The organism is Pseudomonas sp. MWU12-2319 (assembly GCF_023242525.1).
In the GTDB taxonomy this organism is placed as follows: domain Bacteria; phylum Pseudomonadota; class Gammaproteobacteria; order Pseudomonadales; family Pseudomonadaceae; genus Aquipseudomonas; species Aquipseudomonas gingeri_D.
The window spans coordinates 296,811-317,245 of sequence record NZ_JALJES010000004.1 but is presented as its reverse complement, the minus strand read 5'-3'; the positions used below and the strand labels follow the sequence as shown (position 1 = coordinate 317,245).

Annotated in this window: 19 protein-coding genes; 10 read left to right on the top strand and 9 right to left on the bottom strand. The window is 62.5% G+C overall.

From position 1 onward, the window contains the following. The first annotated feature begins 152 nt into the window (after positions 1 to 152). Together M5C01_RS09065 and M5C01_RS09060 are read left to right on the top strand one after the other, a co-directional pair. Positions 153 to 1,646, top strand: a complete 1,494-nt coding sequence (locus M5C01_RS09065; RefSeq protein ID WP_103497899.1) for an aldehyde dehydrogenase — start codon at positions 153 to 155, stop codon at positions 1,644 to 1,646. Between the two features lie 151 nt (positions 1,647 to 1,797). Next, the gene (locus M5C01_RS09060) at positions 1,798 to 2,949 is read left to right on the top strand and encodes an MFS transporter (RefSeq protein ID WP_103497900.1); all 1,152 of its coding nucleotides are present in this window, start codon (positions 1,798 to 1,800) and stop codon (positions 2,947 to 2,949) included. Positions 2,950 to 3,053: 104 nt separating this feature from the next. Here the strand turns inward: M5C01_RS09060 and M5C01_RS09055 are convergent, their stop codons facing one another. Together M5C01_RS09055 and M5C01_RS09050 are read right to left on the bottom strand one after the other, a co-directional pair. After that, positions 3,054 to 4,607: a phospholipase D family protein gene (locus M5C01_RS09055; protein WP_152736673.1), complete on the bottom strand. Its 1,554-nt coding sequence runs from the start codon at positions 4,605 to 4,607 to the stop codon at positions 3,054 to 3,056. A gap of 58 nt (positions 4,608 to 4,665) precedes the next feature. Beyond that, a complete protein-coding gene (locus tag M5C01_RS09050; protein ID WP_103497903.1) occupies positions 4,666 to 6,099 on the bottom strand; it encodes a PLP-dependent aminotransferase family protein in 1,434 nt (477 codons plus the stop codon). A gap of 182 nt (positions 6,100 to 6,281) precedes the next feature. Here M5C01_RS09050 and M5C01_RS09045 point away from each other — a divergent pair, with 182 nt between their 5' ends. Further along, positions 6,282 to 6,527 carry a DUF1127 domain-containing protein gene (locus M5C01_RS09045; RefSeq protein WP_103497905.1) on the top strand — a complete coding sequence of 82 codons (246 nt, stop codon included), beginning with the start codon at positions 6,282 to 6,284 and terminating at the stop codon, positions 6,525 to 6,527. Positions 6,528 to 6,697: 170 nt separating this feature from the next. Then, positions 6,698 to 7,051 (top strand): YkgJ family cysteine cluster protein, encoded by a 354-nt coding sequence (locus M5C01_RS09040; protein ID WP_103497907.1) that lies wholly within the window; start codon positions 6,698 to 6,700, stop codon positions 7,049 to 7,051. Between the two features lie 2 nt (positions 7,052 to 7,053). Here M5C01_RS09040 and M5C01_RS09035 read toward each other — a convergent pair whose 3' ends face one another. Further along, positions 7,054 to 7,542 carry an Lrp/AsnC ligand binding domain-containing protein gene (locus M5C01_RS09035; RefSeq protein WP_017125528.1) on the bottom strand — a complete coding sequence of 163 codons (489 nt, stop codon included), beginning with the start codon at positions 7,540 to 7,542 and terminating at the stop codon, positions 7,054 to 7,056. 159 nt (positions 7,543 to 7,701) lie between these two features. On the opposite strand from M5C01_RS09035, the gene dadA reads away from it, so the two are divergent. From dadA to M5C01_RS09005, 6 genes are all read left to right on the top strand, one after another. Continuing rightward, positions 7,702 to 9,006 carry a D-amino acid dehydrogenase gene (gene dadA / locus M5C01_RS09030; protein WP_103497908.1) on the top strand — a complete coding sequence of 435 codons (1,305 nt, stop codon included), beginning with the start codon at positions 7,702 to 7,704 and terminating at the stop codon, positions 9,004 to 9,006. After that, positions 8,978 to 9,331 carry a RidA family protein gene (locus M5C01_RS09025; protein ID WP_103497910.1) on the top strand — a complete coding sequence of 118 codons (354 nt, stop codon included), beginning with the start codon at positions 8,978 to 8,980 and terminating at the stop codon, positions 9,329 to 9,331. Before dadA ends, M5C01_RS09025 begins: the two co-directional genes overlap by 29 nt. A gap of 86 nt (positions 9,332 to 9,417) precedes the next feature. Beyond that, positions 9,418 to 10,491, top strand: coding sequence for an alanine racemase (gene alr / locus M5C01_RS09020; protein WP_152736674.1), 1,074 nt, complete (start codon positions 9,418 to 9,420; stop codon positions 10,489 to 10,491). Between the two features lie 128 nt (positions 10,492 to 10,619). Beyond that, entirely contained in the window at positions 10,620 to 11,168 is a 549-nt protein-coding gene (locus M5C01_RS09015) for a cupin domain-containing protein (protein ID WP_100942162.1), read from the top strand. Between the two features lie 183 nt (positions 11,169 to 11,351). Beyond that, a complete protein-coding gene (locus M5C01_RS09010; protein ID WP_103497912.1) occupies positions 11,352 to 11,771 on the top strand; it encodes a c-type cytochrome in 420 nt (139 codons plus the stop codon). 145 nt (positions 11,772 to 11,916) lie between these two features. Beyond that, a complete protein-coding gene (locus M5C01_RS09005) occupies positions 11,917 to 13,839 on the top strand; it encodes an acetyl-CoA hydrolase/transferase C-terminal domain-containing protein (RefSeq protein ID WP_152736675.1) in 1,923 nt (640 codons plus the stop codon). A 29-nt stretch (positions 13,840 to 13,868) separates the two neighbouring features. Here M5C01_RS09005 and M5C01_RS09000 read toward each other — a convergent pair whose 3' ends face one another. The 6 genes from M5C01_RS09000 to M5C01_RS08975 all read right to left on the bottom strand — a co-directional run bounded on the left by M5C01_RS09000 (position 13,869) and on the right by M5C01_RS08975 (position 20,391). Next, positions 13,869 to 14,390: a fimbrial protein gene (locus M5C01_RS09000; protein ID WP_152736676.1), complete on the bottom strand. Its 522-nt coding sequence runs from the start codon at positions 14,388 to 14,390 to the stop codon at positions 13,869 to 13,871. A 59-nt stretch (positions 14,391 to 14,449) separates the two neighbouring features. Beyond that, the gene (locus tag M5C01_RS08995) at positions 14,450 to 14,983 is read right to left on the bottom strand and encodes a fimbrial protein (RefSeq protein ID WP_152736677.1); all 534 of its coding nucleotides are present in this window, start codon (positions 14,981 to 14,983) and stop codon (positions 14,450 to 14,452) included. A gap of 76 nt (positions 14,984 to 15,059) precedes the next feature. After that, positions 15,060 to 16,004, bottom strand: a complete 945-nt coding sequence (locus tag M5C01_RS08990) for a fimbrial protein (protein ID WP_103497920.1) — start codon at positions 16,002 to 16,004, stop codon at positions 15,060 to 15,062. A 74-nt stretch (positions 16,005 to 16,078) separates the two neighbouring features. Continuing rightward, the gene (locus tag M5C01_RS08985) at positions 16,079 to 18,679 is read right to left on the bottom strand and encodes a fimbria/pilus outer membrane usher protein (protein ID WP_152736678.1); all 2,601 of its coding nucleotides are present in this window, start codon (positions 18,677 to 18,679) and stop codon (positions 16,079 to 16,081) included. Positions 18,680 to 18,815: 136 nt separating this feature from the next. Beyond that, the gene (locus tag M5C01_RS08980; RefSeq protein WP_152736679.1) at positions 18,816 to 19,601 is read right to left on the bottom strand and encodes a fimbria/pilus periplasmic chaperone; all 786 of its coding nucleotides are present in this window, start codon (positions 19,599 to 19,601) and stop codon (positions 18,816 to 18,818) included. A gap of 19 nt (positions 19,602 to 19,620) precedes the next feature. Then, on the bottom strand, positions 19,621 to 20,391 hold the full coding sequence (locus tag M5C01_RS08975; protein ID WP_103499761.1) for a fimbria/pilus periplasmic chaperone: 771 nt from the start codon (positions 20,389 to 20,391) through the stop codon (positions 19,621 to 19,623). Positions 20,392 to 20,435: the final 44 nt, after the last annotated feature.

Below are 20,435 nucleotides of genomic sequence, written 5' to 3'. Positions count from 1 at the left end.
GAGTCTTTGTCAAATATATTGAAACTTCAGGTGCCGCTGGTTTAGGGTGGTGGGTGCCATGGGCCTGAATCGAGGTTCGTTGGGCAGAATTCCGAACGGTGCTGGCGCAAGAGCGCACGGTTCCAGTATTTCAATAAGAGGAGGACACTCGAATGATCACCCTGACTCGTGCTGACTGGGAACAACGTGCCCGTGAGCTGAAGATTGAAGGCCGTGCCTACATCAATGGTGAATACACCGCCGCGGTCTCGAATGAGACCTTCGAGTGCATCAGCCCGGTCGATGGCCGCCTGCTGACCAGCGTTGCCAGTTGCGATGCGGCCGATGCCCAGCGTGCCGTCGAGAGTGCCCGCGCGACGTTCAACTCCGGTGTCTGGTCGCGGCTGGCCCCGGCCAAGCGCAAGTCGGCGATGATTCGTTTTGCCGCGTTGCTGAAGGTCAATGCCGAGGAGCTGGCCTTGCTGGAAACCCTCGACATGGGCAAGCCGATCAGCGACTCCCTGCATATCGACGTACCCGGCGCGGCCCAGGCCCTGAGCTGGAGCGGCGAGGCCATCGACAAGATCTATGACGAAGTGGCCGCCACTCCCCACGATCAGTTGGGTCTGGTGACCCGTGAGCCGGTGGGCGTGGTCGCGGCCATCGTGCCGTGGAACTTCCCGTTGATGATGGCTTGCTGGAAGCTCGGGCCGGCGTTGTCCACTGGTAACTCGGTGATTCTCAAGCCTTCGGAAAAATCCCCGCTGACCGCGATCCGCATTGCCGCCCTGGCGGTTGAAGCCGGTATTCCGGCGGGTGTGCTGAACGTGCTGCCGGGTTACGGCCATACCGTCGGCAAGGCCCTGGCCCTGCACCAGGATGTCGACACCCTGGTGTTCACCGGTTCGACCAAGATCGCCAAGCAACTGCTGATCTACTCCGGCGAGTCCAACATGAAGCGCGTCTGGCTCGAAGCCGGCGGCAAGAGCCCGAACATCGTCTTTGCCGATGCTCCGGACCTGCAGGCCGCCGCCGAATCCGCGGCCAGCGCCATTGCCTTCAACCAGGGCGAAGTCTGCACCGCCGGTTCGCGCCTGCTGGTGGAACGTTCGATCAAGGACCGCTTCCTGCCGCTGGTGATTGAGGCGCTGAAGGCCTGGAAGCCGGGCAACCCGCTGGACCCGGAGACCAATGTCGGTGCCCTGGTGGATACCCAGCAGATGAACACCGTGCTGTCGTATATCGAATCGGGTCATGCCGATGGCGCCAAGCTGGTGGCCGGTGGCAAGCGGACCCTGCAGGAAACCGGTGGTACCTACGTCGAACCGACCATCTTTGATGGCGTGAGCAACGCGATGAAGATCGCCCAGGAAGAAATCTTCGGCCCGGTGCTGTCGGTGATTGCCTTCGACAGCGTGGAAGAGGCGATCAGCATTGCCAACGACACGCCCTATGGCCTGGCGGCAGCGGTCTGGACCGCGAACATCTCCAAGGCGCACCTGACCGCCAAGGCCCTGCGGGCCGGCAGCGTGTGGGTGAACCAGTACGATGGCGGCGACATGACCGCACCGTTCGGCGGTTTCAAACAGTCGGGTAATGGCCGTGACAAGTCGCTGCATGCGTTCGACAAGTACACCGAGCTGAAGGCGACCTGGATCAAGTTGTAAGGCATCGATCCTGAGGGCACAACGAAACCTGCAGGAGCTTGATTAGGGCTCTGCGTACGTGATCGAGCAACGCCCCTGACGCAGCCGGACTCTCCGCAAGGAAGTCCGGCTGTGTCGTCTTGAACAGAAACTATCCACAGGAGCGTGGAACATGCGTTGGGCGACTTATTTCGCCGTGCTGGCTTCGGTACTCAGTGTCGGGCTGGCACTGGGCGTGAGCATGCCGTTGGTGTCCCTGCGGCTGGAAAGCTGGGGTTATGGCTCTTTTGCCATTGGCGTGATGGCGGCGATGCCGGCCATCGGGGTCTTGCTCGGTGCCAGTATCTCCAGCCATCTGGCGGCGCGTTTTGGCACTGCCCGGCTGATGGCCCTCTGCCTATGGGCGGGAGCCCTGTCTATCGGTTTGCTGGCGCTGCTGCCCAGCTACCCGGTGTGGCTGGTGCTGCGCCTGATGATCGGGGTGATCCTGACCATCGTCTTCATCCTCGGCGAAAGCTGGATCAATCAACTGGTGGTCGAGCAATGGCGCGGGCGCCTGGTGGCGCTTTATGGCAGCACCTATGCGCTGAGCCAGCTGTCCGGTCCGCTGCTGCTGGCCGCCGTGGGCACGGAAGGCGATTACGGCTTCTGGGTTGGCGTGGGCCTGCTGGTGGTCGCGCCATTCCTGTTGCTGGGGCGCAGCGGTGCGCCAACCACGGAGTCCAATCGCGTCACCCTGGCGGACTTGCTGGGCTTCTGTCGGGGTTTGCCGGCCATTGCCTGGGCCATTTCGCTTTTTGCTGCTTTCGAGGCGATGATTCTGACCTTGTTGCCGGTGTACTGCCTGCGCCAAGGCTTTACGGCGGATATCGCCTTGGCGATGGTCAGCACCGTGGTGGTGGGCGATGCCTTGTTGCAGTTGCCGATTGGCGCCTTGGCCGATCGGCTGTCCCGGCGCGCGTTGTTCATCGGTTGCGCCCTGGCGCTGATGTTGTCGAGCCTGGCGGTGCCTCTGCTGCTCGACACCTTGCTGATCTGGCCGCTGTGGGTGCTGTTCGGTGCCAGCGCGGGCGGGCTGTTCACCTTGTCCTTGATCCTGATCGGCGAGCGTTATCGCGACGACGCGCTGGTGCGGGCCAACGCCCATGTGGCGCAGTTGTGGGGTATCGGCTGCCTGATCGGGCCGTTGGTGGCGGGTGCGGGCAGCCAGTGGATCAGCGGGCATGCCTTGCCGTTGTTCATGGCGGCCGGGGCCTTGGGCCTGCTGGTGTTGCTGTTGCGCCAAGGGGCCTTCGGCACGGCACAGTCGGCCACCTCCCTGTAGGAGCAAGCTTGCTCGCGATGACGGGCTTCCGGGCACCGCCGAAACATCAGCCTGCCGGCTGATCGCGAGCAAGCTTGCTCCCACAGGTCAGGCCTCGTGAACCTTCAGAGCATGCGCTCCAATCCGATATGGTTGGCGAACCAGGCGTTGAACCGACGCCACCAGTTGCCCGGCTCGTGGTGCAGCTCGTGGAGCTGTCCGTGGTCCTCGGTGACCCAGACAATCTGTCCCTGCTCCAGGCGCGGCTGGTAGCTCAGGGCCGGGGCCATGCCGCGCAAGGCCAGGGCCCGAACGTGTTCCGCCAGCTCCGGACTGTCCACCAGGACGCCGACTTCGGTGTTCCACAGTACCGAGCGCGGGTCAAAGTTGAATGAACCGATAAAGGATTTCTGCCGGTCGAAAATCATCGCCTTGCTGTGCAGGCTGGAGTCCGAGCCTTTGTAGGAAGCGCTATGAAACAGGTGCGGCCCGCTGCCGCCACGCTCTCCGGGCTGGCGCCGCAGTTCGAAGAGTTTCACGCCGTGTTCCAGCAACGCCTTGCGGTAAGGCGCGTAACCGCCGTGCACGGCAGGCACGTCGGTGGCCTCCAGCGAATTGGTCAGCAGGCTGACCGAGACCCCTGCATCGGCGCGCCCGGCCAGGTAGACCAGCCCCGGTTGACCAGGCACGAAGTAGGCGGAAATCATCATCAGTTCGGTATGGACGTTCTTCAGTTCCGGCGCCAACTGTGTGGCCAGCAACAAGCGTGGATCAGGCTCGTCCCTGGCCAGGACCTTGCTCGGTGCGTCCCACAGCGCCTCGCTCCAGGCCCAGATCAGCTCACGGCGCCAGATATCCATGCGCGGCTCGCTCTTGTAGGCCCGAAGCTTCAGGTACAGGGCGGTATTGTGCTGGCGATAGCTGCCCAGCGAGTCCTTGAGCTGTTGTCGGGCCTTGGCCAGTTCCACCGCGGACGGTGGGTTTGAGAGGAAGTCGCCAATGGGCGCGCTCAGGGCGCTGTTCCAGTACTGGTCGAAGCTGTGTCCGAGTTGTTCGGCCACGGGGCCGAAGCCGAGCAGGTCGATGTCGGTGAAGTTCAGGTCCGGCTGGGCGCCGAAATATTCGTCCCCGAGGTTGCGGCCGCCGACGATGGCCGCGCTGTTGTCGGCCAGCCACAGCTTGTTGTGCATCCGCCGATGTTGTTGCGACAGGTTGAACAAACGGCCCAGGGTACGCGTGGCACCGGTGCTGCGGCCCAGGTTCAGCGGATTGAACAGGCGGATCTGGATATTCGGATGGGCGGCGAGGGTGCCGATGACCGAGTCGAGCCCGTCGCTGGTGGTGTCGTCCAGCAGGATGCGCACCCGTACGCCGCGATCGGCGGCCTCGAGCAGTTCATCCACCAGCATGCGGGTGCTCAGGCCGTCATGGACAATGTAGTACTGCAAATCCAGGCTGACTTGGGCATTGCGGATCAATTCGGCCCGGGCCCTGAACGCCTCGCTGCCGTTGGGCAGCAGGCGAAAGCCCGAGCGCCCCTGCCAGGGTGCGGCCTGTTCCTGGATCGAACGACCGAAGCTCGATTCGCTCGCCGCCAGGGCCTGGCTGGGAAGCCGTGGAATATCCAGGGTCGCGCATCCGCTCAACAGCAGGGCAATGAGCAGCAAGCAGGCTTTCAATGGTCATCGCCCCGGGTCGGTAGGTGTCGGCATATGGACGCTGTCCGGCGGGTAAAGGTCAATCGATACTGCTCTCGTTTTGTGCCAGTAATTTGATCGCGGCCGCGCCGACCTTGCGCACAGCCTCTTCGATCAGTGGCGTCGGCTTGGCAGCGTAGTTCATGCGCAGGCAGTTACGGTATTTGCCCGAGGCGGAAAAGATGCTGCCCACCGCGATCTGCACGCCCTGGTCCTGCAGCGCCCGGTTCAGGCGCAGGGCATCGAACCCTTCGGGCAGTTCGACCCAGAGCATGAAGCTGCCCTGGGGGCGACTGGCGCGGGTACCGGCGGGAAAATAACGGCTGATCCAGTCGATCATCAGGTCGCGGTTGCGCTGGTATTGGCTGCGCATGCGTCGCAGATGCGGCTCGAAGTGCCCGTTTCTGAGGAAGTCGGCGATGGCCAGCTGTGGCTGCGGGGCCGTGGAACCGGTGCTGATGTACTTCATGTGCAGCACCCGTTCGAGGTAACGACCGGGTGCGACCCAACCGATGCGCAGGCCCGGGGCGAGGGTCTTGGAGAAGGAGCTGCAGAGCAGCACGCGACCGTCTTCATCGAAGGACTTGATGGTGCGCGGACGGGGGTAGGTGTAGGCCAGTTCGCCATACACATCGTCTTCGATAATCGCCACGTCGAAGCGCTGGGCCAGGGTCAGCAGGGCGCGCTTGCGCGACTCCGGCATGATATAGCCCAGCGGGTTGTTGCAGTTGGGGGTCAACTGTATGGCCTTGATCGGCCACTGCTCGAGGGCCAGTTCCAGGGCGTCGAGGCTGATGCCGGTGATCGGGTCGGTGGGGATTTCCAGGGCCTTCATACCCAAGCCCTTGAGGGTCTGCATGGCGCCGTGGAAGCTGGGTGAGTCCACCGCGACGATGTCCCCCGGCTCGCAGATGGAGCGGATGCTGGTGGACAGGGCCTCGTGGCAGCCGGTGGTGATCACCAGATCTTGGGGGCCGAGCTGGCAGCCGGAGTCGAGCAGCAGGCGCGCCACCTGTTCGCGCAGCCCGAAGTTGCCGTGGATATTGTCGTAGGACAGGCCGGGCATGTCCTGGCGGCGGCTGATCTGCGCCAGGCTGCGCAGCAGCGGTTTCAGGGTCGGGCTGTCGATGTCGGGCATGCCGCGGCCCAACTGTACGGTGTCCTCGCGAGGGACGGCGCGAATCAGTTCCAGCACCTGTTCCCATTGCGAGATATCAACAGGGCGTTGTGCCGGTCGGCCGATGACCGGCAACGCCGGTAGTTCGCGGCCTACGGGTACGAAGTAGCCGGACTTGGGTTTTGGTTGGGCCAGCCCGCTGTCTTCCAGGACGCGGTAGGCCTGCTGCACCGTACTCAAACTGACACCGTGCTCCACGCTCAACGCCCGTACAGAAGGCAGGCGGTCTCCGGGGCGATAGAAACCCTGTTCTATGCGGGTTCCAAGCAGTTCGGCAAGGTTGACGTAGAGGGTCATGGCGCAGTTCTCGGCGACGGTGGAAAGCGTTGGACGGTACAGATAGGAAGAAAATACAGGATTCAGTCGCGCTTTGGCGAGATCTGTATTGAATTAATAAAAATTGATTGAATCTGTAATGGTTTTGGCCGCTCACCCATTCTATGTACTCATGGCAACCGAGTAACAAAGGAGCAGAGGTAATGAACGGCATGAGCGATGTGCGTCTGGTGTTGCGCAGTCAGGAACTGGTGATCGAGCACGAGCGGGTAGTCATGGCGTCTTCCGCCCGTGGCGGCGCTCCGGCCTTCGGTGCCATGGGTCTGTTCTGGCATCGTCTGCGTACCCGCAAGACCTTGCTTGCACTTACGCCCGAGGAACTGAGCGATATCGGATTGAGCCCGGAGCAGGCCCGGAAAGAAGGTTTGAAACCGTTCTGGCGTTCTTGACGCGAAATTTGTGGGAGCCCGGCTTGCCAGCGGGCGCATGACTCAAGGGCCTGATCGCCGGCAAGCCGGCTCCTACAGGGGACCGCGCTCCTTCAGATGAGCAGGTTTGCTGCCGGGAGTGGTCTTTTCAGGCAAAATACGCGCTTGTTCTTCTTTCCGGTCGTCGTTCGATGAGTTGCAACAGTCAGAAAATCCGCTTTCTGCGTCAGCAAATTCCGTCGTTCGACTGCGTGCCGGGCTGTCACGACTGCTGCGGGCCGGTGACCACTTCGTCCGAGGAGATGGCCCGCCTGCCGCGCAAGACCGCCGCCGAGCAGGAAGCGGCGCTGGACGAGCTCAATTGCGTGCACCTGGGACCGAACGGCTGCACTGTGTATGACGAGCGTCCGCTGATCTGTCGCTTGTTCGGGACAACACCCACGTTGCCTTGCCCCAATGGCCGACGTCCCGTGGAGATGATTCATCCACGGGCCGAGCAGCAGGTGCACGAATACATCGCTACCACGCGTCAGGTACTGGTCTAGGCTCAATCCGGAATCGGCAGGTTCAGGCTCTCCTTCACTTCTTCCATCACGATATAGCTCTTGGACTCCCGAACGTGGGGCAGCTTGAGCAGGATGTCGCCGAGCAGCTTGCGGTAGGAAGCCATCTCGGAAATCCGTGCTTTCACCAGGTAGTCGAAATCCCCCGAGACCAGGTGGCATTCCAGCACATGGGGCAATTTCAGCACGGCACGTCGGAATTCTTCGAAGGTGTCGCCCGACTTGTAGTCGAGGCTGATCTCGACGAACACCAGCAGGCTGCCCTTGAGGTGCTGCGGGTTCAACCGGGCGTTGTAGCCCATGATGATGCCTTCGCGCTCCAGCCGGCGAACCCGCTCGGTGCAGGGCGTGGTGGACAGTCCGACCTTTTCGCCAAGCTCAGTGAACGAGATGCGTCCGTCGGCCTGCAGGATGCGCAGGATATTGCGGTCGATCTTGTCCAGCTCGCGCTTGGTCTGATGGTTGGTTCTCATTAGGGAATGCCCCTCCGTCAAAAGCGATAGTGCCGAGAATTCTCGCCAAATATAGGCACTTATATAGTGAAAAGCACTGGCTATTGTTTTTTACACTGCGCGCATCTTGGCTTTGAACATTAAACATCGGCGCCTGGCCGCGGATTGAGGAATAGACACATGCGAGTTCTGGTATTGGGTAGCGGCGTCATTGGTACCACCAGTGCTTATTATCTGGCGCGGGCCGGTTTCGAAGTGGTGGTGGTCGACCGTCAGCCGGCCGCGGCCATGGAGACCAGTTTCGCCAACGCCGGCCAGGTCTCGCCCGGTTATGCCTCGCCCTGGGCCGCCCCGGGCGTGCCGCTCAAGGCCATCAAGTGGCTGCTGCAGCGTCACGCGCCGCTGGCGATCAAGGCCACCGCCGATATCGACCAGTACCTGTGGATGGCACAGATGCTGCGCAACTGCACCGCCAGTCGTTATGCGGTGAACAAGGAGCGCATGGTCCGCCTGTCCGAGTACAGCCGTGACTGCCTCGACGAACTGCGCGCCGAAACCGGGATTGCCTACGAAGGCCGTAGCCTGGGGACCACCCAGTTGTTCCGCACCCAGGCGCAACTCGATGGCGCAGCAAAAGACATCGCGGTACTGAAAGAGTCCGGTGTCCCTTACGAATTGCTCGACCGCGCCGGCATTGCCCGGGTCGAACCGGCCCTGGCCAGCGTCACCGATATCCTCGCCGGCGCCCTGCGCCTGCCGAACGACCAGACCGGCGACTGCCAGATGTTCACCAGCCGCCTGGCCGAAATGGCCATCAAGCTCGGTGTGGAATTCCGCTTCGGCCAGGACATTCAACGGCTCGACCATGCGGGTGACCGCATCAACGGCGTGTGGATCGACGGCAAGCTGGAAACCGCCGACCGCTACGTACTGGCGCTGGGCAGTTATTCGCCGCAGTTGCTCAAGCCGCTGGGGATCAAGGCGCCGGTCTACCCGCTCAAGGGCTATTCGCTGACCGTGCCGATCACCAACCCGGCCATGGCCCCGACTTCGACTATCCTTGATGAAACCTACAAGGTCGCGATCACTCGTTTCGACAACCGCATCCGCGTCGGTGGCATGGCGGAAATCGCCGGTTTTGACCTGTCGCTGAACCCGAAACGGCGCGAAACGCTGGAGATGATCGTCGGCGATCTTTATCCTCAGGGCGGCGACCTCGAGCAAGCCAGTTTCTGGACCGGTTTGCGTCCGACCACTCCCGACGGTACGCCGATCGTGGGGGCGACCTCATTCCGCAATCTGTTCCTGAACACCGGTCACGGTACGCTCGGCTGGACCATGGCTTGTGGCTCCGGTCGCCTGCTGGCTGACCTGATGGCGAAGAAAAAGCCGCAGATCAGCGCCGAAGGCCTCGATATTTCCCGTTACGGCAAAACGCCCCAGGAGACTGCAAAACATGGCAATCCAGCGCCAGCTCACCAATGAACGTCTGAGCCAGATCGTTGTTCACAGCGGTACCGTGTATCTGGCGGGGCAGGTTGGCGACAACATGAGCGCCGGGATTGAAACCCAGACCCGTGAAGCCCTCGGCAATATCGAGCGTTTGCTGGATCTGGCGGGTACCGACAAGAGCAGGTTGCTGTCGGTGACGATCTACCTGAAAGACATCGATGCCGACTTCGCCGGGATGAATTCGGTCTGGGACAAGTGGCTGCCCAAAGGCGTCGCGCCGGCCCGTGCCACGGTTGAGTCGAAGCTGTGCGAACCGGAAATCCTGGTCGAGCTGTCGGTCGTGGCCGCTCTGCCTTAAGTACGATCCCTCTCCCGGTGTGATGGCGGTCTCACTGCTTTTCGCACCGGTTTTTTTCCCCGTTGACCGTCCAGAAGTTTGCCGCCATGCGTCCTGCCCGTGCCCTGATCGACCTCCAAGCCCTGCGTCACAACTACCAATTGGCCCGCGAAGTCTCGGGTGCCCGAACCCTCGCGGTGATCAAGGCCGATGCCTATGGTCATGGCGCGCTGCGCTGTGCCCAGACCCTGGAAGCCGAGGCCGATGGTTTTGCCGTGGCCTGTATCGAGGAGGCCCTCGAGTTACGGGCCGGGGGGATTCGCGCGCCGATCCTGTTGCTGGAGGGCTTTTTCGAGGCCGCCGAACTGCCACTGATCGTCGAGCACGACTTCTGGTGCGTGGTGCATGCGCTCTGGCAGCTGGAGGCCATCGAGCAGGCGGTGTTGGCCAAGCCGATCAATGTCTGGCTCAAACTCGACTCGGGCATGCACCGGGTGGGGCTGGAACCGGCCGATTATCAGGCGGCTTACCAGCGCCTGCAGGCCAGCGGCAAAGTGGCGAAAATCGTCCTGATGAGCCACTTCGCCCGCGCCGATGAACTGGGCAGCCAGCGCAGCGCCGAACAGGTGGCGACCTTCGAGGCCGCGCGCCAGGGTTTGTCGGCTGAGGTCAGCCTGCGCAACTCTCCGGCGGTGCTCGGTTGGCCGCAGATTTCCAGCGACTGGGTACGTCCCGGCATCCTGCTGTTCGGCTCGACGCCTTTCGAAGAAGAAAACCCTGTCGCCGCGCGTTTGCAGCCGGTCATGACCCTGGAGTCGAAAGTCATCAGTGTGCGCGAGCTGCCGGCGGGTGAGCCGGTGGGCTACGGCGGCCTGTTCGTGACGTCCAGGCCGACGCGGGTTGGCGTGGTTGCGATGGGTTATGCCGACGGCTATCCGCGTCACGCACCGACCGGCACGCCGGTGCTGGTGGCGGGCCAGCCGAGCCAACTGCTGGGCCGGGTGTCGATGGACATGCTGTGCATCGATCTGACCGACGTGCCCCAGGCCGGGTTGGGCTCGACGGTGGAGTTGTGGGGCAAGAACATCCTGGCCAGTGAGGTCGCGGCCCGGGCCGAGACCATTCCTTATCAGATCTTCTGCAACCTGCGCCGGGTGCCACTGCTCTACACCGGGAGCTAACGGGCAACCCGCCGCGCCACAGATCGTCCCGCCGACCAGGATTCGGCCCTGAGTGTTGTAAATACTGAACGCTATGCCATGATATCGCTCAATTACAACATCGCCTGAATCCCTGGGAGGCTGCCGTATTGGACGTCGGTGAACGACTGCAATCCATCCGTAAACTGAAAGGTCTGTCTCAGCGTGAACTCGCCAAACGCGCGGGCGTCACCAATAGCACCATTTCAATGATTGAGAAAAACAGTGTCAGCCCCTCGATCAGTTCGCTGAGGAAGGTGCTTGGCGGCATTCCCATGTCCATGGTCGAGTTCTTTTCCGAAGAAATCCTCCAGGAAAAACCGACCCAGATCGTCTACAAGGCCAACGAGCTGATCGATATCTCCGATGGTGCCGTGACCATGAAGCTGGTCGGTCGTGCTCATCCCAGCCGTGCTATCGCTTTTCTCAATGAGATCTATCCTCCAGGTGCCGACACCGGAGAGGAAATGCTCACCCATGAAGGCGAAGAGACTGGCATTTTGCTGGAAGGCCGACTGGAATTGGTGGTGGGTGCAGAAACTTTCGTCCTCGAGGCGGGCGACAGCTACTATTTTGAAAGCACCAAGCCGCATCGCTTCCGCAACCCGTTCGATACCCCCGCGCGACTAATCAGCGCAGCGACACCGGCGAATTTTTAACAGAGAGGCGTCAGGTCAGGGATTTCAAGGCGCCCGGTAGTATTGATTGGCCACTTGCTAATACCCTTGTGACTATTAGGGTTGTTTCGCAGTGGCAATCGAACCGTTATACTCACGCCGCCTGCGAAACCGTGGTTGCGGGCGTGATTAGCCACCATTGAGGGTGTACGCGTGAATCCAATTATGAAAATGCTGGCCGTACCAGCAACCGTAGTCGCCCTGTGGGCCATCAGCGCTCAGGCTTCGACCATCAATGACGACATTGCCAAGCGCCTGGAGCCGGTGGGCAAGGTGTGTGTCCAGGGCGAAGAGTGTAAAGGCATGGAAGTGGCGGCTACCGTGGGCGGTGGCGGTGGTGCCAAGACGCCGGATGAAGTGATTGCCAAACATTGCAACGCCTGCCACGGCACCGGTTTGCTGGGTTCGCCGAAAATCGGCGACGCCGCGGCCTGGAAAGATCGCGCCGATCACCAAGGTGGCCTCAGTGGCCTGCTGGCCAAGGCCATCACCGGCCTTAACGCGATGCCGCCAAAAGGCACCTGCGCCGATTGCTCCGATGACGAGCTCAAAGGTGCGATCGAGAAAATGTCCGGGTTGAAATAAGACCGATCGTCTCTGAAAAAGCCGCTTACGAGCGGCTTTTTTGCATCTGCTGAAAACCCGATCCTGTGTCTGTGGGCTGTCATTTTCAGCAGATTCCCGGCAAGCTCGGTCGAACCTCAATTCACGGAAAGGCGAGGAGGATCCGATGGTGCAATCCTGTTCTATCGAACGTGCGGTCGATGAGGTGCTGGCACGGCTGCCGGCACATATCCACATGGCCAGCCCCTTGGGCCTGGGCAAACCCAACCGCTTTATCAACGCGCTCTACCAGCGCATCAGGCAATTGCCGGAGCGTCGGCTGACGATCTATACGGCCTTGAGTCTCGGTCGCCCATCCCTGGGCGACGGTTTGCAGCGGCGTTTCCTCGAACCCTTTGTCGAACGAGTATTCGGCGACTACCCCGAACTGGATTTCCTCGCCGACCTGCGCCGGGACAGCCTGCCGCCGAATATCCATGTCCAGCAGTTCTTCATGCAGCCCGGCAGCCTGTTGCACAGCGAGCAGGCCCAGCAGGATTACGTCAGCAGCAACTACAGCCATGCCGCCCGCGATATCAACGCCGCCGGCCTGAACCTGATCGCGCAACTGGTGGCCGAGGCGCCGGAACATCCCGGGCATCTGAGCCTGAGCTGCAATCCGGACATCACCCTCGACCTGCTGTCGATGATCGCCCGCCGCCGCGCCGCCGGGGAGACCATCCTGGTGCTGGCGCAGGTTCACAGCGATCTGCCGTATATGCCCGGGGATTCGGAACTCAGCCGTGATGCCTTCGACCTGCTGATCGACGAACCGGAACGCAGTACCCTGTTCTCCACCCCGAATATGCCGGTGGACACCCAGGACCACTTTATCGGCCTGCACGCCAGCACCCTGGTGCGCGATGGTGGCACCCTGCAGATCGGCATCGGCTCCATGGGCGACGCCTTGACCGGTGCCTTGCTGGCCCGTCAGGCGGACAACGAGGGTTACCAGGCCTTGCTGGCGGATATCGACCTGTCCCCCTGGAAGGTGCTGCTCGACAAGGAGGGTGGCATCGAGTCGTTTGCCAAGGGGCTTTACGGTTGCAGCGAGATGTTCGTCAATGGCCTGCTGGTGCTGGTGGACGCGGGTATCGTGCGGCGCAAGGTCTACGCCGACCTTGAGCAGCAACGCCAGGCCAATGCCGGAACCCTCGACAGTGCCCTGCAGACGGGCGGTATTGCGGTGCATGGCGGCTTCTTTCTCGGCCCGCGCAGTTTTTATCAGCGCCTGCACGAGCTGTCCCGGGACAAGCTGGGCGAGTTCAACATGACCGCCATCAGCTATATCAACGAGCTGTTTGGCCAGGAAGAACTCAAGCGCCTGCAGCGTCTCGACGCACGCTTTATCAACAGCGCCTTCACCATGACGTTGCTGGGCGCGGGGGTGGCCGACCAGCTCGAAGACGGCCGGGTGCTCAGCGGTGTCGGCGGGCAGTACAACTTCGTGGCCCAGGGCCATGCGCTGGAGGGCGCGCGCTCGATCCTGATCCTGCGCAGCTGGCGCGAGTCGGGCGGCGAGGTCAGTTCGAATATCGTCTGGGAGTATGGGCATTGCACCATCCCCCGGCATCTGCGGGATATCGTGGTCACCGAGTATGGGATTGCCGATCTGCGCGGCAAGACCGACGCCCAGGTGATCGAAGCGTTGCTGAATATCGCCGATTCGCGCTTTCAGTCGGAGCTGATCGAGCAGGCGCAAAAAGTCGGCAAGCTGCCGGGGAATTTCCGTCTCGATTCGCGGTTTGCCGATAACAGCCCGCAACGTTTGCAGGCGATTCGCGCGCGTCACCCGCAGTTGTTCCCGGAGTATCCGCTGGGCTGTGATTTCAGCGTGGAGGAGCGGGATCTGCTGCGGGCGCTGAACTGGCTCAAGAGCAAATTCAAGCTCACCGAGGCACTTGAGTTGGGCAAGGCGACGCTGGACGCGCCCGAGCCGTCGGCGTTCCCGGTACATCTGGAGCGCATGGGGCTGGCACAGCCCCAAGGCCTGCGTGACGAGTTGTACCAGCGCCTGTTGCTGGCGGGGTTGCAGGCCACTGCCGGCTAGCGACAGGGCCTTGGCGCAGGGCGCATGCCTCAGTTGTAGGTGACGTCCACCGTCGCCAGGCTTTCCAGCTTGCCTTCGCTGACCGCGCCGGACTTCCAGTAGGCCGCCCCCAGTGGCAGCACCGCCTGGCCGCCGCTCGGCGTCAGGGTGCGGGTATTGTCGTTGCCGTCGGCGCGGATGGTCTGTCGCACGCCTCCCAGCTGCGAGTACAGCCACAGCGTCAGGCCGCTGACATCGCCGGTGTTGGCGAAGCGGGCGCCATCCGAGGAGGCCGGCGTGCCATGGAACGTGAAGGTGACGCTGGTGATATCGGAGTCGCAGCGGACGCTCAGCTCGAAGGGCTTGTGGCCCGCGGAGTCGACGCCCGCGAAGTCATCGATCTTGACCGGTGGCAGGGATATGGCGCGTTCGATGTCATCGGCAATCAGGTTGCAGGTGCCGCCCTCGACAGTGCCTTCGAAGCGCAGATTGCCCGGGTTCAGGGTTTCCGTGGCCGAAGCCGGGGCGATGGTCGCGAGCGCCAGCGCCAGGGGTATCAGGTAGGTCTTCATCGGGTGTTGTCCGTTCTGGCGGGCCGACGGAAGGTGGCGGCCTGGTAAGGCTTGTGGCGTCAGTTATAGGTAATGGTCACGGAGGCCGTGGTGATCAGTGTGCCTTTGGAGACGCCGAAGAGGACGGTCTTTATGTAGTGCGCGCCCATGGGCAGTACCGCACGGCCGGCGGTTGTTGAAATGGTTCGCGAGCGAGCGGTAGGGTTGCCGTTGGCAGGGAAGTTGTAGGCAGTTCCCCCGATGCGCGATTGAATCACGGTAGCGATGCCGCGGGCGGTGCCGGTATTGGCGAAGCGTTCAGGCGCTAAGGAGTCCGATGTGCCGTTAAAGGTGAAGGTGACACTTCTGATATCCGAGTCGCAGTTGGCGGTCAGGTCGAATGTCTTGAGCCCGGCCCAAGTGGCGCTATCGAAATCGCTGACCTTGACCGGAGGCAGCTCGATCAAGCGGCTGACATCGCCGGTGGCCAGGTGGCAGGTGCCACCCTGGATATCACCTGTGAACCGCAGACTGCCGGTCTGGACAGCTTGAGCCGTGCCGGTGATCGTTGCAGCGGCAACCAGTAGGGGCAATACGAAAAGAGGTTTTTTCATTACAGGTATCCTTGTCAGGTAAAGCGTTGATTGACGCATTGCATTCGACGAGCGCTGCCGCGAGCGGTCTGTTGGCTCAGTTGTAGGTGATGTTGACGGTGACGGTGCTCACCAGCGTGCCTTTGGTCAGGGTGCCGGTGGTCTTGTGGTACTCCGCGCCCATGCGCAGCACGGCCCGGTTGCCTGAAACCGCGACGGTGCGAGTACTGTTGTTGCTTACCGTCTGGCCCGGTGTATGCAGCCATAGCGCAACACCGCGAGCCGAACCGGTGCTATTGGCAAAGAGCGCGGAGTTTCCGGGATCCGGCGTGCCGGTGAATCTGAAGGTGACGTTCGAGGCATTGCTGCAGTTGGCGGTCAGGTCGAAACTCTTGGTGCCGATCGAGATGCCGGTGAAGTTCGAGATCCGCACGGGGTCCAGTGCGATCACGCGGCTGACGTCGCCAGCGGCGAGGTCACAGGTGGCGGTGGGGGTGACGAAGCTGACGGGGTTGTTCAGTAGAACCGTGTGGATGGTGCGCCCATCCCAGCTGTTCACCATGAGGTTTGCGCCGGGGACCGTACCGTTTGATACGTTCCCTATTTTGTAGAACTGGGCCTCCATCGTGACGATGGTGTGCTCATAGCTTGTATAGGTCAGTGAAGTCGAGCTGCTGTGGAGGGGCAGCAAGTAGGGGCTCCCCCACCTGAGCGTCGCATAGACCCGTATGCCAATCCCTGGAACATTGGTTCGATAGACACCTCCCACACCAGGAAGCGTCACCAAATCGGCGGTTGTATATCGCCCGGTTGTTTGCTGCATGATGGGAGGGCTGCAGGTGCTGACGCCGCTGGGGTATGTACCACCAAAGGTGGCTTTTGCTATCAGGGCTCCCACTGCCAGACTTGACGGCACGCTGATAGTGGCTGGAAAAGTTGCGCCGTTGCGCGGGTTGTTTGGGTAATAGTTGCACGCCGCTTGAGCCGCCACCGGCAGTGAAAGGATCAACAATGCGCAAACTGACTGGAGGGGGCGTTTCATTTTCTGTCTCGCGTGAAGTAAGGTCTGGAATCTGTCGACAGAGGCGTTTGCGAAGCAGGTATGGGCGACCATGATCAAGCCTCATCCGCAGCGGTATCCGACGGACCCGACCGAGGCGTATCGGTCATGGCGGCCCGGCATTCACCATCCATCTGACGTAAACCGTTCGAGTCGGCGAGCGTGCCCAGGTCATAGGTGATCCGGCAGACGTCCGTGCTGGCCGAGCCCCACTTGACCGTCAGTTGGCCGCTATCGCGCGGTACCCGGACAAACGCCTTGCTGCTCTGCCCGACCACGCCTGTGCTGACGCCGCTTTCATCGAACACATCGGCACCGAAGGGCAGCGGGCTGCCATCCTCGCGCAGGGCATTGATGATCAAGGCCCGCCCGCTGCTGGTCTCGTACTTCATCACCACCACGGAACCGGCCCGGGGCGCGACGTTGTGCGAGGCGGACTTGAGCTCCACGTCGTGGGACATGTCCCTGGGGTCCAGCTCGACCACGTTCTGGCGGTACGACGTGAGGTGTGGCACCACCGCGTAGCCGTTATCGTCCACCTGCGCGTTATTGCCGCCGACCCAGGCGCCCTTGGCTCCGGGCGCGTTGACCAGGCCGAAGGTGTCGCCCAGTTCCGGGGTCAGGGTCAGGCCGTCGGCATGGGCCACCAGGCCGCCGGACAGGCCTAGCGATTGCGAGTGGTAGCCGTTGCCCTGGCTGTAGCTGGTGGAGGCCTGGGCGTAGCGGCTGCGGTACTGCAGGTCGGCGTTGAAACTGTTGCCGATGCCATTGTCGGCGTGGCTGGCCGAAGCGCCGTAGTTGATCTCGTTGCGTTCGCCCCAAGTGCCGCTGAGGCCAGTGCGGATGCTGTTTTGCCGGTCGCCGTGGGTCAGCGTGCTCGACAGGTTGGGCGCACGGTTCGAGTAGCCCAGCGGCAGGCTGACGGTGAGGTCGATCTGGTTGCTGCTGCGCTCGGTCAGCAGGTCGCGGGTGCGCTGGGCACTGAGGGTGTAGTTCAGGCGTTGCCAGTTGCTGCTGTAGCCGGCGCTGAAGCTCAGGCTGCCGCCCTTGCGGTTCCAGTAGTTCTGCGACGAGCCGGTGAGGAACAGCGAACCCCGCTCCAGGCTCTGGTTGATGCTGATATCCAGGCGTTCGCGTACCCGGCTGATATTGTCCAGGTTGCCGCCGTCGCGGGCCAGTTCGCGCAGTCGTGCGGTATCCCGCGCGGTGAGGAAACCGTCGGTGGAGTAACGGAAGGCCCCGAGGGCGAAGTTGGTCCCGGTGTCGGCGAAGTTCTTGTTGTAGCGGGCCTGCAGACTCTGGCCCCGGCGGTTGCCATTCCCCGGCAGCTGGGCATGGGAGGAGGTCAGATCCAGCGAAATCGCTCCCACCGGGGTGTTGAGGGCGGTGCCGAGGATTTGCGAGTTATAGCCTTCCGAGGCCAGGGCCCCGGCATAGCCGGTCAGCAGGTTGTTGAGGCCGTACTGGAAAGTGCCCTGGCTCAGCCAGGGATTGCTGTTGACGCCGAGCTCGGCCATTTCGCCCACGCTCAACGAGTAGCGGCTGTAACCCGGTCGGAGCAGTTTCACATCGGAAGCGAAAGGCACGATGAATTGCCGCTGGCGCCCGTCAGCCTCGGTGACGGTGACTTCCAGGTCGCCGCCGTAGCCGGTGGGGAACAGGTCATCGAGCACGAACGGCCCGGGGGCCACCGTGGTTTCGTCGAGCAGGATGCCGCGCTGGCGTACGCTGACCCGGGCGTTGGTCTCGGCCACGCCACGGACGATGGGCGCATAGCCGGTCTGCGAGTCGGGCAGCATGCGATCGTCGGTGGCCAGGCTGGCGCCGCGCATGCGCAGGCTGTCGAACAACTCGCCGGTGGTGTAGATCTCGCCGGTCATGAATTGCGATTGCAGCCCGGGCAGTTCCCGTTGCACATAGGTGGCGCTGCTCTGGTAGCTGCTGCCGGCATCGTTGCTGCTGTAGGCGCCGTTGTGCCGCAGGTGCCAACCCTCCAGGTTGAGACCGGTGTTCAGCCGCAGGGAGTTGGAGAACGATGAGCGGCCCTGGTTGTTGTTCATGAAGCCGTTGGCGTCGTAGCGGACGAACGCCGCGTTCACGCCGGTGTCCCAGTGCTCCGGACTGACATAACCGCGCGCCTTGCGTGACAGGTAGATCTGCGGGACTTGCAGGTCCAGGCGGCTTTCGCCGGCATCGAAGCGGGCGCTGGCGTCGGGTAGATAGGTACTGATATCGCCGCAGGCCGGTGTACTCGGTAACGGCGGCGGAACGGTTTCGCCAGCGTCGGCGGCCTTTTGTGCCACCCCGTCGAGGTCGATCCCGAGCCTGATCAGCAGGGCGCGATCCAGGCACAGCTGCGCGTTTTTCTGGCCCTCGACACCGGCGAAAGTCAGTTCGTCGCGGCCGATCCAGCCGCCGTTGACGCTGATATCGGCACGATAATGTCCCGGCAGGACCACATTGCCTTCGTTGAAGCGCGAGATGTCGATCTGCCCGCCACCTCCCGGAAAGAAGGCCGGGTTGAACTCCACCTGCTCGACCTCGTAGGCGGCCAGGACGCTGCCGGCGGCCAGCAGCAGGAGGCTGTGAATGACGTGGGCCAGGCGGCTGCGCGCAGGGTGCGATCCGCCGGCTACAGGTTGTGTCTTCGATCTCATCACTAACGTTCCAAACCTTGTGTATGGCCGGATTCGGGCAAGCCGTTCCCTGCCGTCGCGCGTTGTGGATCGCGACGGGGCCGGAGGTGTCGTTACGGGTGGGCGTTCGAGGGACGCCGGTTTTGGATTCAGCCCGTCAAAGCATGACCTGGGCCTTGTGCGTGTGGCGGGCGCCGTAGTCGTCGATGACCTGGAATTCGACCTGGGCGCCGGCACTCGGCGTCGACTTCAGGCTGGGCAGGGGGAAACGGTTGCTGGCCTGCGGATTGACCATGTTCGCGACTGCCGTCTCACCGACCGGCTTGGCATGGCGTTGGCCCGCCGCCAGCAGCTCCACCGAATCGAAGTTCAGGTGGTAGGGCGTCGGGTTATGCACTTCCAGGACCGGCCCCTGTTCGGTTTTCACCAGCGTCCAGCGCAGTTTTTCGGTGGCCTGTACCGCCTCGTACGGCAGGCCCTGCGGTCGAAAGAACAGCTTGATGCGGGTCTTGAACGCCAGTTGCAGCTGGTTGCTCTGCTCCGAATCTGGGGCCTTGGGCGGGACTTCCAGCATGTTCAGCCAGAACAGGCTCTCGCGATCCTTGGGCAGCGGTTCACCGGTGTAGGTCAGGCGCACGACCTGCTGCTTGTCCGGCTCCATCCGAAAGATCGGTGGCGTGGCGACAAACGGAACCTTGGCCCGTTCCGGCGTCACCTCCTCGTCGCCGCTGTCCAGCCAGACCTGTACCAGCGCCGGTTTCTGGTTCTTGTTCTCGAACCTTATGCTCATCTCCTTCTGGTTCGCCGGATACACCACGCGGGTGCCGGTGATAACGACGCTGGCCTGCACCGTGAAGCAGGTGATCAACGTCAGGGTCGCCAGGGCGAGCCGGGCGGCGAGGCGAGTGAAACGGGCGGTGTGCTGGGATCTGAGGGTGTTCATGGGCAATCGTCGGTCCGGTTCAAGAGGGGATGTCGGCGGTATGGCTGACCCGTGCGCCGAAATCGCTGATGGCGCTGAACTCGACCTTCAGTGCTCCCGGGGGCGGGGTCCGCAGGGCGGGCAGGGCGAAGCGCTTGATATCGCCGGCCGGCAGCAACAGGCTGTCGTTGGCCTCCTTGTTCGGGGCTTTCGGATAACGTTCGTTGCCACCTTTGCCCACCAGTTCGACCGAGCCCAGGGAGACGTGATAAGGCGTCGGGTTGACGACTTCCAGGGCGTGACCGCCTTCGTGGCGCACCAGCTTCCAGCTCAGCTTCGGTGCAGCGGCGGCCTTCGAATAGGGCAGCCCCTCGGGGCGGAAGAACACTCGCAGACGGGAGCGAAACGACAGCTCCAGCAGGTTCTTGTCCTTGGCGTCGGCTGCGGTCGGCTGCACTTCCAGCACATTCAGCCAGAACAGGCTTTCGCGGTCCGTGGGCAACGGCTCGCCGGTATAACGCAGGCGCGGGGCCTGCTGCTTTTTCGGTTCGATGCGCAGCATCGGCGGTAGCGCGGTGAAGGGCGCCTTCGCGGTTGCGGGTGTCGCACGTTTGTCGCCGTCGTCGAGCCAGAGCTGGACCAGGGCGGGGCGTTCGCCCTTGTTCTCCAGTCGGACCACGACTTCCTGTTGTTCGGCGGGATAGATCACGCGCGCGCCATGGATGATCACGGCGGCAAACGAGGACGTAGCGTGCAGCGATGCCGTCAGAAGGGCACAGATGACCATGCCCGAACGAGTCAGGTTGTTCATTGGCGAAGCTCTCGTGTTGAAGGCTGGACCCACGACAGGGCGCA